Genomic DNA, 13544 nt, shown 5'->3' on the forward strand with positions numbered 1-13544 from the left:
GTCCCCCTTCGTCGTGCGTCGGCCCTACCCCGCGACGGGCGCGTCGCCGGTCTGCACCGCCCACAGTGCGGCGTAGAGACCGCCCTGCTCGACGAGCTCGTCGTGGCTGCCGGCCTCGACGACCCGCCCCGAGTCCATGACCCAGATGCGGTCGGCGTGCCGCACGGTCGACAGGCGGTGCGCGACGACGACCGCGGTGCGCCCGCGCGTCGCGGTGCGCAACGAGCGCTGGATCGCGGCCTCGGTCTCGTTGTCGACCGCGCTCGTCGCCTCGTCGAGCACGAGGATCGAGGGGTCGCGCAGGAGCGCTCGGGCGAGGGCGACGCGCTGGCGCTGGCCGCCCGAGAGCGTCACGCCGCGCTCCCCCACCCACGTGTCGAGCCCCTCGGGCAGCGCGTCGACGACGTCGAGCGCGGCGGCGGCGTCGGCGGCCGCGCGGATCTGCTCACGGGTCGCGTCGGGCCGCCCGTAGGCGATGTTCTCGCCGATCGTCCCGGCGAAGAGGTAGATGTCCTGGGCGACGTAGCCGATGGACCCGCGCAGCGAGTCCCAGTCGAGCTCGCGCACGTCACGGCCGTCGAGGAGCACCCGGCCGGCGCGCGGGTCGTCGAAGCGCAGCAGGTGGCGCAGCACGGTCGACTTGCCCGACCCCGTCGCCCCGACGAGCGCGTGCGTCTGCCCGGCGGGGATGACGAGGTCGATGCCGTGGAGCACGTCGGGGCCGTCGGCGTAGCCCGCCCGCACGCCCTGCAGCTCGATGCGCCCCTCCGCGGGGCCCTCGACCTCCTGCGCACCCGGGCGCACTCCCACCGGCTCCTGGAGCAGCCCGAGCACCCGAACAACGGAGGCCCGCCCGCGCTGGTAGAGGTCGAGCACCTCGGCGACGTCGGTGAGCGGCCACAGCAGGCGCTGGGTCATGAAGACGAGCACCGAGTACAGCCCGACGGCGAGGTCGCCGTCGAGCACCTGCCACCCGCCGACGAGCAGGGTGCAGGTGAAGCCCGCGAGGATCGCCATGCGCACGAGCGGCACGAAGGCGGCCGAGGACCGGATGGCCGTGATGTTCGCCTGGCGGTAGGCGTCCGAGCTCGCGCTGATCCGCTCGGTCTCGCGCGGCTCGGCGGTGAAGGCCTTGATCGTCGCCAGCCCGGCGAGGTTGGCCGAGAGCGCGCCGGAGAGGTCGGCGACGGCCTCGCGGACGCGGGCGTAGAGCGGCTGCAGCCGCCGCTGGAAGACGAGCGCACCGCCGATGACGAGCGGGATGGGCAGGAAGGCGAGGACGAGCAGCTGCCACGACGCGACCGCGAAGACCGCCCCGACGAGCACGACGTTGAGCGCGGTCTGCAGGATCGAGGGCACGCCGACGTCGAGGAAGCGCTCGAGCTGGTTGATGTCGTCGTTGACGACCGCCAGGGTCGCGCCCTGCGGGCGGCGCTCGTGCCAGCCGAGGTCGAGGCGCTGCGCGTGGTCGTAGGCCTCGACCCGCAGGTCGTGCTCGACGGCCTGCGAGAGCCCGCGGAAGAGCACCGCGGCGAGGTACTCGGTGAGCGACTCGACGACCCAGACGACGACGTTGATCGCCGCCAGCCACGCGAGCTGGCCGTAGCGCGACTCGACGCCGAGCAGCTCGCCGACGAAGGACCGGTCGCCCCGCACCACGACGTCGATCGCGGCGCCGATGAGCAGCTCGGGCACGACGTCGGCGATCTTGTTGAGCGTCGACATGAGCAGCGCGAGGACGAAGCGTCCCCGGTAGGCGCGGTAGCGCTCCCACAGCGCGCGAAGGGGGCGGCTCGGGTCGTCGGCGGGCCGCGGGGCGGTCGTCGGGTCGGCCGCGGTCTGCGGCGGGCGGGTGCTCGTGCTGCTGCTCACGGAGGTGATGCGCTCCCATCGGGGGTCGTCAGGTAAGGGTCACCTTAGGGGGCGGCGAGCGGGCGACCGGCAGCGGTCCGCGGCGACGCGCACGACGCGGCAGCGGTGCGCTGCGGCCCGGACAGGCCTACCCTCCCCTGGTGGAGACCGCGATCACCCTCGTGCTGCTCGCCGTGACCGTCCTCGCCGGCACCGCGGTGAGCGAGCGGCTCCGGGTGCCGGCACCACTGCTCCTCGTCCTCGTCGGCGCGCTGGGGTCGCTGCTCCCCTTCGCCCCCACCATCGAGCTGAGCCCCGAGGTCGTGCTGCTCGGCCTGCTGCCGCCGCTGCTCTACTCGGCGGCGCTGCAGACCTCGCTCGTCGACTTCCGCGCCAACCGCGGCGCGATCCTCGCCCTGTCCGTCGGGCTCGTCCTCGCGACGACCGCCGTCGTCGCCGTCGTCGTGCGCCAGCTCGTGCCCGACCTCTCCTGGGCGGCGGCCGTGGCCATCGGCGCCGTCGTCGCCCCGCCCGACGCCGTCGCGGCGACCGCCGTCGCCCGCCGGATCGGCCTGCCCCGCCGGGTCGTGACGATCCTCGAGGGCGAGTCGCTCTTCAACGACGCGACCGCCCTCGTCGCGCTGCGCACCGCCATCGCCGCAACGGCGGGAGGAGTCGCGGTCCTCGACGTCGCCCTCGACTTCGTCGTCGCCGCCGGCGGCGGCGCCCTCGTCGGCCTGCTCGCCTTCGTCGTCGTCGCGAAGGTCCGCCGGCGCGTCACCGACCCGCTCCTCGACACGGCGATCTCGCTCGTCACCCCCTTCGCCGCCTACATCTGCGCCGAGGAGATCGAGGCCTCCGGCGTCATCGCCGTCGTCGTCGCCGGGCTGCTCCTCGGCCACAAGGCACCCCTCGTGCAGACCGCCCGCTCCCGGATCACCGAGCAGATGACGTGGGCGAGCACCGCTTTCGTCCTCGAGGGCGCGGTCTTCCTGCTCATCGGCCTCCAGGCGAGCGCCCTCGTCGACGAGGTGCGCCGCAGCGACATCGGCGTCGGCAGGGTCGTCCTCGTGTGCCTCGCGGTGCTCGCGACCGTCGTCGTCGTGCGCGTCGCGTGGGTCTTCAGCACCCGGGCGCTGCTCGGCCGCACCCGGCGGGCCGCCGCCCTGCCGCCCCGTCAGGCCCTCCTCGTCGGCTGGGCCGGCATGCGCGGCGTCGTCACCCTCGCGGCCGCATACGTCATCCCCGACGACACGCCGCACCGCGAGGTCGTGCTCATGATCGCCTTCACCACGGTGGCCGGCACGCTCTTCGCCCAGGGGCTCACCCTGCCCCTGCTCACCCGTCTGCTCGGCGTGCCGCCGCCCGACCCCGCCTCCGACGCGCTCGCCCGCGCGACGGTCCTGCAGCAGGCCGGCGAGGCCGGTTTCGCCCGGCTCGACGAGCTCGACCCGGCCGAGCTCGGCCCGGAGGAGCACGGGGTCGCCGAGATGGTCCGCACCCGGGTCGAGCAGCGCAGCTTCGCCGCGTGGGAGCGGCTCGGCACGCGTGACGGCGCGCAGAGCCCGGCCGCCCTCTACGCCAGGGTGCGCCAGGAGATGCTCGCCGCCGAGCGGGAGCGGGTGCTCCAGATCCGCAGCGAGGGCGAGATGCCCTCGCAGGTCATCCGCGAGGTCCTCGCGATGCTCGACATCGAGGAGTCGATGGTCGAGGCCGCGCGTCAGGACGAGCCCGCCCCCGCCCCCACCGCCGACACCGTCGCCGCCGGCGCCTCGTGCGACGACCTCGACGCCCATCCCGCGCTCGACGAGGCGACGGCGCAGACCTGCCCGGCGTGCGAGGCCGAGGGCACGACGTGGGTGACCCTGCGGCGCTGCCTCGGGTGCGGCGAGGTCGGCTGCTGCGACTCCTCGCCGCAGCGGCACGCGTCGCGCCACTTCGAGCACACCCAGCACCCCGTCATGCAGTCCGCCGAGCCGGACGAGTCGTGGCGGTGGTGCTTCGTCCACCAGCTGAGCGGCTGAGAGCAGGCACGTCATGAGCGACCCCGCGATCATCGTCATCGCCCCCGAGCACGGCGACGAGCTGCGTACCCAGTTCCGGCGCTACGAGGGCGAGTACACCGTCGTCGTCGCCCCCGACCTCGCCTCCGCGGAGGCGCACGGACGCGCGCTCCAGGACGCCGGCACCCCGGTCGCGCTCTTCGTCACCGAGTCGCTCGTCCCCGGCACCGACATCCACGCCCTGCTCGTCAAGCTCCGCGGTGTCGTGCCGACGGCCCGCCGGGTCGTCCTCTCGCCGTGGGAGCGCTTCCGCGCCGAGGCCCCGGCGCTGCGCCCCGGGCTGGCGAAGGGGGTGTACGACGCCTTCCTCCTCCTGCCGCGCGGGGTGCGCGACGAGGAGTTCCACAGCGCGGTCGGCGAGCTGCTCAACGACTGGAACGCGACCGTCGGCGCCCCCGTCGTCGAGACGGTCTCGATCATCGCCCCCTCGCTCACCGGCGTCGCCCTCGACGTGCGCGGGCTGCTCGAGCGCACGGGTCTGCCCGTCGGGGTGCACACGCCCGACAGCCCCCGGGGGCGCGAGGTGCTCGCCCGCTACGACGGGCCGCCCGGGTGGCCCGTCGTCACCGGCGTCGGGCAGCAGGTCGCCCCGGTGCTCGTCACCTCGGCCCGCGAGGTGGCCGCGATGCTCTACGGCCGTCCCGACGACGTCGACGTCGACGCCGTCGTCGACCTCGTCGTCGTCGGGGCCGGACCGGCCGGTCTGGCCGCCGCGGTCTACGGCTCGAGCGAGGGGCTGGCCACGGTCGTCGTCGAGAGCGAGGTCGTCGGCGGCCAGGCCGGCACGAGCTCGATGATCCGCAACTACCTCGGCTTCCCCCGTGGCATCTCGGGGATGCGCCTGGCCCAGCGCGCGCGGGGCCAGGCGATCCGCTTCGGCACCCGCTTCTTCACCGGGTGGCCGGTCGTCGGCATCGAGGTCGGCGAGGACGGCGCGCCCCACCGCGTGCGCACCGAGGGCGGCGAGATCGCCGCCCGCGCGGTCGTCCTGGCCACCGGCGTCGACTACCGGCGCCTCGGGGTCCCCTCGGTCGAGGCCTTCGTCGGCCGGGGCGTGCACTACGGCGCCGCGATGGCGGTCGCCCGCGAGATGGAGGGGCTCGACGCCTACGTCGTCGGCGGCGGCAACTCCGCCGGGCAGGCCGCGGTCCACCTCGCCCGGTACGCCCGCTCGGTGACCGTCGTCGTCCGACGGCCCGACCTCTCCTCGACGATGTCCTCCTACCTCGTCGGCGAGATCCGGCACAACCCCCGCATCACCGTCCTCGGGCGCACCGAGATCACCGACGCCGGTGCGCAGGACGCCGACGACGCGGCCCGGCTGGAGTGGCTCGAGCTCACCGACTGCGACACCGGGCAGAGCCGCCGCGTCCCCGCCGGCGGGCTCTTCCTCCTGCTCGGCGCGCGGACGGCGTGCGACTGGGTGCCCGATGCCCTCGCCCGCGACGAGCGCGGCTTCGTCCTCACCGGTCGCGACGTGCCCCGCGACGCCTGGGTCGACGGCCGCCCGCCGGCCGACCTGTCGACGACGGTGCCGGGCGTCTTCGCGGTCGGGGACATCCGCGCCGGCTCGATGAAGCGGGTCGCCTCCGCCGCCGGCGAAGGGGCGTCCGTCGTCCCCCAGGTGCACCTCCACCTCTCCCCTGAGGCTCCCCCGTCGCCCGGCCCGACCGCCACGGCACCCGCGCCACGCCGGACGTCGACTTGAGTTAACTCATATATGAGTTACCTTGGACGACGTGAGTGACGACTACCTGAACCGCATCGGCCTGCTGATCCGCGACGCCCGCGTCAAGCGCGGCATGTCCCAGTCCGAGCTGGCCGGCGTCCTGGAGACCAGCCAGGGCGCCGTGACCCGCGTCGAGTCCGGCAAGCAGAACCTCACGCTGGACTCCCTGGCCAAGATCAGCGAGGCCCTCGACACCGAGTTCCTCTCCTTCGGCAAGTCCGGCGTCGACGGCGCCGTGCACCTGCGCATCGAGGGCGGGCGGCAGCTGTCGGGCGCCATCGACGTCAAGACGAGCAAGAACGCCGCCGTCGCGCTGCTGTGCGCCTCGCTGCTCAACAAGGGCACGACGACCCTGCGCAGCCTGGCCCGCATCGAGGAGGTCAACCGCATCCTCGAGGTGCTGCACTCCATCGGCGTGCAGACGCAGTGGCTGCCCGACTCCAACGACCTGCGGATCACCCCGCCGGCCCGTCTCGACCTCGCGAGCATGGACGAGGCCGCGGCCCGCCGCACCCGCACGGTCATCATGTTCCTCGGCCCGCTGCTGCACGACATGCCGCAGTTCCGCCTGCCCTACGCCGGTGGCTGCGACCTCGGCACCCGCACGGTCGAGCCGCACCTCGCCTCACTCAAGCACTTCGGGCTCGACGTCGAGGCCACCCAGGGCTTCTACGAGGCCCGTGTCAGCGACGCCGTCGGCACCGACAAGACGATCGTGCTCACCGAGCGCGGCGACACCGTCACCGAGAACGCCCTCATGGCCGCCGCCCGCGACACCGGCACGACGACCATCCGCAACGCCAGCCCCAACTACATGGTCCAGGACCTGTGCTTCTTCCTCGAGAAGCTCGGCGTGAGCATCGAGGGCATCGGCACGACGACCCTGCGGGTGCGCGGCGTCGCCGAGATCGACGTCGACGTCGAGTACAGCCCGAGCGAGGACCCGATCGAGGCGATGAGCCTCATCGCGGCCGCGGTCGTCACCGGCAGCGAGATCACCATCCGCCGTTCCCCCATCGAGTTCCTCGAGATCGAGCTGGCGACGCTCGAGCAGATGGGCATGCGCTACACGCTCTCGCCGGAGTACACGGCCGCCAACGGCCGCACGCGCCTCGTCGACATCACGACCCACCCCGGGCCGCTCAAGGCGCCGATCGACAAGATCCACCCGCTGCCCTTCCCGGGTCTGAACATCGACAACCTGCCCTTCTTCGCGCTCATCGCGGCGTGCGCCGAGGGCACGACGACGATCCACGACTGGGTCTACGAGAACCGCGCGATCTACCTCACCGAGCTGACGAAGATCGGCGGGCACGTCACCCTGCTCGACCCGCACCGCGTGCAGATCACCGGCCCGACCCGGTGGCGCGCGAACGAGGTCGCCTGCCCGCCGGCGCTGCGCCCCGGCGTCGTCGTCCTGCTCGCGATGCTCGCCGCCCCGGGCGTGAGCTTCCTGCGCAACGTCTACGTCATCAACCGCGGCTACGAGGACCTCGCCGAGCGCCTCAACGCCCTGGGCGCCGACGTGCGCCCCTTCCGGGACATCTGAGCCCGGCCCATCCGCGCCACCCGGACGAAGGGAGGGCCCCGCACCTCGGGGTGACGGGCCCACCCATCGTCGCCGGGGGGGCGCCCGCCGGGCCGCCGCAGCGGCGCCGCGCCACCACGCACGGCGCCCGCCGGGGGCCCCCCCCGGCCCCCCCCCCGCCCCCCCCCCCCCCGCCCCCCCCCCCCCCCCGGCCGGGGGGGGGGCCCCCCCCCGGGGGGGGGCGGGCCCCCCCCTCCCTCGCCGGTGGGGCGACAGCCGGTCAGCGGCTGCGGAGCAGCTCCTCGACGATCGGCTCCGGGGTGAGGCCGACGGCCTCGAGCACCTGGCCGCGCGACGCGTGCTGGATGAACTCCTTGGGCAGGCCGAAGCGGTGCACGGGCACGCCGACCCCGCCGTCCTGCAGGGCGCGAGCCACCTCTGAGCCGACACCGCCGGCGACCGAGTTGTCCTCGAGCACGGCGACGCGGCCGCTGCGGGCGGCGAGCGCGACGAGCGCCTCCGGCACCGGGAGCACCCAGCGCGGGTCGACGACGAGGGTGGTCAGCCCCTCGGCCGCGAGCTTCTCGGCGACGGTCGTCGAGGTGCCCGCCATCGCGCCCACCGAGACGACGAGGACGTCGGGGTCGACCTGGGGGTCGCCGAGCAGGACGTCGAGACCCTCGTGCGTCGCCACCGCCTCGATCGGGTCGGCGACGCTGCCCTTGGGGAAGCGCACGACGGTCGGGCCGTCGGTGACGTCGACCGCCTCGCGGACGGCTCGGCGGATCTGCTGGCCGTCGCGGGGAGCGGCCAGGCGCAGCCCGGGGACGATCGCGGCGAGCGACATGTCCCACATGCCGTGGTGGCTCGCGCCGTCCGGTCCGGTGACGCCGGAGCGGTCGAGCACGAAGGTGACGCCGGCGCGGTGCATCGCGCAGTCCATGAGGAGCTGGTCGAAGGCGCGGTTCAAGAAGGTCGCGTAGATCGCGACGACGGGGTGCAGGCCTGCGTACGCGAGGCCCGCGGCCATCGTCGTCGCGTGCTGCTCGGCGATGCCGACGTCGAAGATGCGGTCGGGGTAGGCGTCGGCGAAGGGCTGCAGGCCGACCGGCATCATCATCGCCGCGGTGATCGCGACGACGTCCTCGCGCTCGGCGCCGAGGGCGACCATCTCGTCGCTGAACTCGTCGGTCCAGCTCCGCCCGGCGATCTCCAGCGGCAGGCCCGTCTCGGGGTTGATCTTGCCGACGGCGTGGAACTGGTCGGCGACGTCGTCGACGGCGTGGTCGTAGCCACGTCCCTTCTGCGTGATGCAGTGGACGAGCACCGGTCCGCCGAAGGCCTTGGCGCGGCGCAGCGCCTGCTCGAGCGCACCGAGGTCGTGCCCGTCGACCGGGCCGAGGTACTTGATGCCGAGGTCCTCGAACATCCCCTGCGGCGCCCAGAAGTCCTTCGCGCCCTTCTTCATCGAGTGGAAGGCCTGGTAGGCGGTCCGCCCGACGACGGGGGTGCGGGTCAGCTTGTCCTTGCCCCAGTCGAGGACCTGCTCGTACTGGCGGTTGGTGCGCAGCATCGCGAGGTGGTCGGCGAGCCCGCCGATCGTCGGGGCGTAGCTGCGCTCGTTGTCGTTGACGACGATGACGAGGGGCAGGTCCTTCTCGGAGGCGATGTTGTTCAGCGCCTCCCAGGCCATGCCGCCGGTGAGGGCCCCGTCGCCGATGACGGCGACGACGTGACGGTCCTCGCCGCGCAGCCGGTAGCCGGACGCGATGCCCTCGGCCCACGAGAGCGAGGTCGAGGCATGGCTGTTCTCCACGACGTCGTGCGGGGACTCGGCGCGGCTCGGGTACCCCGAGAGGCCGTCCTTGACGCGCAGGGCGGAGAAGTCGCTGCGGCCGGTGAGGATCTTGTGCACGTAGGACTGGTGCCCGGTGTCGAAGACGAGCGTGTCGCTCGGGCTGTCGAAGACGCGGTGCAGCGCCATGGTCAGCTCGACGACCCCGAGGTTCGGCCCGAGGTGACCCCCGGTGCGCGACACCTCGCGCACGAGGAAGGCCCGGATGTCGGCGGCGAGCGCGTCGAGCTCCTCCGGCGTCATCTCGTCGAGGTCGCGAGGACCGCTGATGCGCTCCAGGTCCGTCACCGGCTGTGTCCTTCCGAGGGATGGGCGCACGGGTGCGTGCACACGAGCAGCCAGTCTAGGTGCCCCCGGCTGGGCGCTCCCTGCGAGGAGGGCTCGGCGTGGCGGGTGCCGCCGACGTCACATCCGCGGCACGTAGGTGCGTCCGGCGAGGGCGTCGCGGACCAGCTCGACCCCGTGCTCGGCGGTGCGCAGCCGACGCCCCTCCGCCTCGAGCGCGGCGAGCAGCGGCTCGAGGGTGCCCGCTGGCAGCTCGGCGACCATGGCGACCCGGGCCTCGCGGTAGGCCTGCCGCGTCGCGTCGACCTGCGCGCGCACGTGCAGCCGGGCGAGCCAGGCGAGCGCGACGGGGTGGCGGCGCAGCACGTCGTGCGCGCGGTAGTCCGGCGGGCACTGGTCGAGCAGCCAGCCGGCGACATCGCCCTGCCAGCCCGTCGTGCCCGGCGGGCGCACGCCTGGTGGCCACCCCGGAGGCACGTGCTCGAACATGCGTTCGATGCTACCCGCCCCCGACGACGCCCGCCCCTCCCCCTTCGCCCCTCCCCCCTTCGCCGAGGTATGAAGATCGGTCGCCCGGACGGGGTCCGTGGCGACCGATCTCCATACCTCGCGGGGTCAGGGGTGGACGGGGCGGATGCTCAGTTCCTCGACCATCGCCTCGGGGCTCGCGTCGACGGCCAGACGGACGGTCGCGGCCACGGAGTCGGCCCGCAGGTGCTCGTCCGGGTCGTAGGCGCGCCCCTTCGAGCGCTGGAGGTCGACCTGCATGTCGGTGTCGACCCGCCCCGGGTGGATCGAGCACACCCGCACCTGGCCGCGCTCCTCCTCGCGCAGGGCGTCGGTGAGCGCGCGGACGGCGAACTTCGAGGCGGAGTACGACCCACCCCCGGCGCGCGAGGAGAAGCCGGACCCGGAGTTGATGACGACGACCTGGCCGCGCGCCTCGCGCAGCGCCGGGAGCAGCCGGCGCGTGAGGTCGGCGACCGCGACGACGTTGACCTCGAGCTGCACCCGCCAGTCCTCGCGCGTCAGCTCCTCCACCGTCCCGCTGCGGGCGATCCCCGCGCTGTGGACAAGGACCTCGAGACGTCCGCCGAGGACCTCGGCGGCGTGATCGACCGCGGCCGCGGTCTGCGCGTCGTCGCTCAGCTCGGCGACGAAGGGGTGAGCCGTGCACCCCTTCGTCGACAGGGCGGCGACCGTCTCGGCGACGGAGGCCTCGTCCCGCCCGCCGACGAGCAGGTCGTGGGTCGGGGCGAGGACCTCGCAGATCGCGCGGCCGATGCCGCGGGTCCCGCCGGTGACGAGGGCGAGGGGACGTCGGGTGGGCTCGATGGTCATGGCCCCACCCTAGGGACGCCGGCGGCCCGGCCCCCACGAAGGGGGACCGGGCCGTCGGGCGTCGTGCGCGGGTCTCGTCAGGCGACGAGCGAGCGCAGGACGTACTGCAGGATGCCGCCGTTGCGGTAGTACTCCGCCTCGCCGGGGGTGTCGATGCGCACGACCGCGTCGAAGGAGATCGGCTCGCCGCCGTCCTTCGTCGCCGTGACCTTGACGGTCTTGGGCGTCGTGCCCTCGTTGAGCGCGGTGATCCCCTCGACGTCGAAGGTCTCCGTGCCGTCGAGGCCGAGGCTCTCGGCGCTCTCGCCCTGCGGGAACTGCAGCGGGATGACCCCCATGCCGATGAGGTTGCTGCGGTGGATCCGCTCGTATGACTGGGCGATGACGGCGCGGACGCCGAGCAGGCGCGTGCCCTTCGCGGCCCAGTCGCGCGAGCTGCCCGAGCCGTACTCCTTGCCGGCGAGGACGACGAGCGGGGTGCCCTGCTCGGCGTAGGACTCCGAGGCCTCGAAGATCGAGGTCTGCTCGCCGCCGTTGGTGAAGTCGCGGGTGAAGCTGCCCTCGACGCCGTCCAGCAGCAGGTTGCGCAGCCGGATGTTGGCGAAGGTGCCGCGGATCATCACCTCGTGGTTGCCACGACGCGAGCCGTAGGAGTTGAAGTCCTTCTTGTCCACGCCGTGCTCGGCGAGGTAGCGGCCCGCCGGGCTGTCGGCCTTGATCGAGCCGGCCGGGCTGATGTGGTCGGTGGTCACCGAGTCACCGAGCCAGGCCAGGACGCGGGCCCCGGAGATGTCCTCGACCGGCTCGGGCTCGCGGCCCATCCCGTCGAAGTACGGCGCCTTGCGCACGTAGGTCGAGTCGGCGGCCCAGTCGAAGGTGTTGCCCTCGGGGGTCGGCAGGCCCGTCCAGCGCTCGTCACCGGCGAAGACGTCTGAGTACTTGTCGGCGAACATCTCGGTGCTCACGGCCTCGTCGATCGTGCGCTGCACGTCGGAGGGGTTCGGCCAGATGTCCTTGAGGTAGACGTCCTGGCCCTCGCCGTCCTGACCGATCGGGTCCGCGTCGAAGTCGAAGTCCATCGTCCCGGCGAGCGCGTACGCGATGACGAGCGGCGGCGAGGCGAGGTAGTTCATCTTGACGTCGGGGTTGATCCGGCCCTCGAAGTTGCGGTTGCCGGACAGGACCGCGGTCACCGCGAGGTCGCCCTGGGCCACGGCCTCGGACACCTCCGGGATGATCGGGCCGGAGTTGCCGATGCACGTCGTGCAGCCGTAGCCGACGAGGTGGTAGCCGAGCTTCTCGAGGTAGGGCCACATGCCGGCCTTCTCGTAGTACTCGGTGACGACCTTGCTGCCCGGTGCCATCGAGGTCTTGACCCACGGCTTGACGCTCAGACCACGCTCGACGGCGTTCTTGGCGAGCATGGCCGCGGCCATCATCACCGAGGGGTTCGAGGTGTTGGTGCAGCTCGTGATCGAGGCGATGGCGACGTGGCCGTGGTCGATGCTCACCTCGTGACCGTCGATGCTCACCTGGACGGCGTTGCTCGCCAGCCCGTTGGCCTCACCACCGGAGTGGCTCGGACGACCGGCCTCCTGCGACTCCTCGTGGGCGTCGTGCGACGGCGAGTCGGAGGCGGGGAAGGTGTCGGCCAGCTCGGCGTCGACGGCGCTCTTGTCGATGCCGTTGCCGTCCACGACGTAGTTGCGCAGGTCCTTGCGGAACTGCGACTTCGCGTCGGTGAGCGAGATGCGGTCCTGCGGACGCTTCGGGCCGGCGATCGAGGGGACGACGCTGGACAGGTCGAGCTCGAGGCGCTCGGAGTAGCGGGCCTCGACGCTCGGGTCGTGCCACAGGCCCTGCTCCTTGGCGTAGGCCTCGACGAGGTCGAGCTGCTCCTGGGGGCGGCCGGTGAGACGCATGTAGTCGAGCGTCACGTCGTCGACGGGGAAGATCGCGCAGGTGGAGCCGAACTCGGGGCTCATGTTGCCGATCGTCGCGCGGTTGGCCAGCGGCACCGCGGTGACGCCCTCGCCGTAGAACTCGACGAACTTGCCGACGACGCCGTGGTCGCGCAGCATCTCGGTGATCGTGAGGACGACGTCGGTCGCCGTCGCACCCTGGGGGATCTCGCCGGTCAGCTTGAAGCCGACGACGCGCGGGATGAGCATCGAGATGGGCTGGCCGAGCATCGCGGCCTCGGCCTCGATCCCGCCGACGCCCCAGCCGAGCACGCCGAGGCCGTTCTCCATCGTCGTGTGGCTGTCGGTGCCGACGCAGGTGTCGGGGTAGGCCTGGAGCGTGCCCTCGACCTCGCGGGTCATCGTCACGCGGGCCAGGTGCTCGATGTTGACCTGGTGGACGATCCCGGTGCCCGGGGGGACGACCTTGAAGTCCTCGAAGGCGGTCTGCCCCCAGCGCAGGAACTGGTAGCGCTCCTCGTTGCGCTCGTACTCGAAGTCGACGTTGCGCTCGAAGGCGTCACGCTGGCCGAAGACGTCGATGATCACCGAGTGGTCGATGACGAGCTCGGCCGGGGCGAGCGGGTTGATCTTCGAGGGGTCGCCGCCGAGGTCGGCGACGGCCTCGCGCATGGTCGCGAGGTCGACGACGCAGGGGACGCCGGTGAAGTCCTGCATGATGACGCGAGCAGGGGTGAACTGGATCTCGGTGTCGGGCTCCGCGGTCTCGTCCCACTGCCCGAGGGCGTTGATGTGGTCCGCCGTGACGTTCGCGCCGTCCTCGGTCCGCAGGAGGTTCTCGAGCAGGACCTTGAGGCTGTAGGGCAGCGTCTGCGAGCCCTCCACCTGCGCCAGCCGGAAGATCTCGTAGGACGCGTCACCGACGCTGAGCTCGCCCTTCGCACCGAAGGTGTTCGCACTGGGCACTGTC

Annotated in this window: 8 protein-coding genes; 3 read left to right on the forward strand and 5 right to left on the reverse strand. The window is 73.0% G+C overall.

All coding sequences use genetic code 11. From position 1 onward, the window contains the following. Positions 1 to 24 precede the first annotated feature (24 nt). Complete coding sequence (locus LIV55_RS01945; protein ID WP_229299019.1) at positions 25 to 1872, reverse strand: ABC transporter ATP-binding protein; 1848 nt, start codon at positions 1870 to 1872, stop codon at positions 25 to 27. Positions 1873 to 2012: 140 nt separating this feature from the next. On the opposite strand from LIV55_RS01945, the gene LIV55_RS01950 reads away from it, so the two are divergent. Genes LIV55_RS01950 through LIV55_RS01960 form a run of 3 tightly spaced genes read left to right on the forward strand, consistent with a single transcriptional unit; the run spans position 2013 to position 7192 of the window. After that, entirely contained in the window at positions 2013 to 3875 is a 1863-nt protein-coding gene (locus LIV55_RS01950) for a Na+/H+ antiporter (RefSeq protein ID WP_229299020.1), read from the forward strand. Positions 3876 to 3888: 13 nt separating this feature from the next. Then, positions 3889 to 5622: an NAD(P)/FAD-dependent oxidoreductase gene (locus LIV55_RS01955; protein ID WP_229299021.1), complete on the forward strand. Its 1734-nt coding sequence runs from the start codon at positions 3889 to 3891 to the stop codon at positions 5620 to 5622. 31 nt (positions 5623 to 5653) lie between these two features. Continuing rightward, positions 5654 to 7192: a helix-turn-helix domain-containing protein gene (locus LIV55_RS01960; RefSeq protein WP_068276537.1), complete on the forward strand. Its 1539-nt coding sequence runs from the start codon at positions 5654 to 5656 to the stop codon at positions 7190 to 7192. Between the two features lie 259 nt (positions 7193 to 7451). Here the strand turns inward: LIV55_RS01960 and dxs are convergent, their stop codons facing one another. From dxs to LIV55_RS01980, 4 genes are all read right to left on the reverse strand, one after another. Then, positions 7452 to 9314, reverse strand: coding sequence for a 1-deoxy-D-xylulose-5-phosphate synthase (gene dxs / locus LIV55_RS01965; protein WP_229299022.1), 1863 nt, complete (start codon positions 9312 to 9314; stop codon positions 7452 to 7454). Between the two features lie 117 nt (positions 9315 to 9431). Further along, positions 9432 to 9800 carry a hypothetical protein gene (locus LIV55_RS01970; RefSeq protein ID WP_229299023.1) on the reverse strand — a complete coding sequence of 123 codons (369 nt, stop codon included), beginning with the start codon at positions 9798 to 9800 and terminating at the stop codon, positions 9432 to 9434. 126 nt (positions 9801 to 9926) lie between these two features. Beyond that, complete coding sequence (locus LIV55_RS01975; RefSeq protein ID WP_229299024.1) at positions 9927 to 10652, reverse strand: SDR family oxidoreductase; 726 nt, start codon at positions 10650 to 10652, stop codon at positions 9927 to 9929. A 77-nt stretch (positions 10653 to 10729) separates the two neighbouring features. Then, positions 10730 to 13540 carry an aconitate hydratase gene (locus LIV55_RS01980; protein WP_229299025.1) on the reverse strand — a complete coding sequence of 937 codons (2811 nt, stop codon included), beginning with the start codon at positions 13538 to 13540 and terminating at the stop codon, positions 10730 to 10732. Positions 13541 to 13544 lie beyond the last annotated feature (4 nt).

The sequence above is a fragment of the Janibacter melonis genome, assembly GCF_020567375.1.
In the GTDB taxonomy this organism is placed as follows: domain Bacteria; phylum Actinomycetota; class Actinomycetes; order Actinomycetales; family Dermatophilaceae; genus Marihabitans; species Marihabitans melonis.

What these genes read in the sequence shown, in the direction of transcription:
- LIV55_RS01970 (WP_229299023.1), bottom strand. Translation starts at nt 9,800, where the DNA reads ATGTTCGAGCACGTGCCTCCGGGGTGGCCACCAGGCGTGCGCCCGCCG.
- LIV55_RS01955 (WP_229299021.1), top strand. Translation starts at nt 3,889, where the DNA reads ATGAGCGACCCCGCGATCATCGTCATCGCCCCCGAGCACGGCGACGAG.
- LIV55_RS01975 (WP_229299024.1), bottom strand. Translation starts at nt 10,652, where the DNA reads ATGACCATCGAGCCCACCCGACGTCCCCTCGCCCTCGTCACCGGCGGG.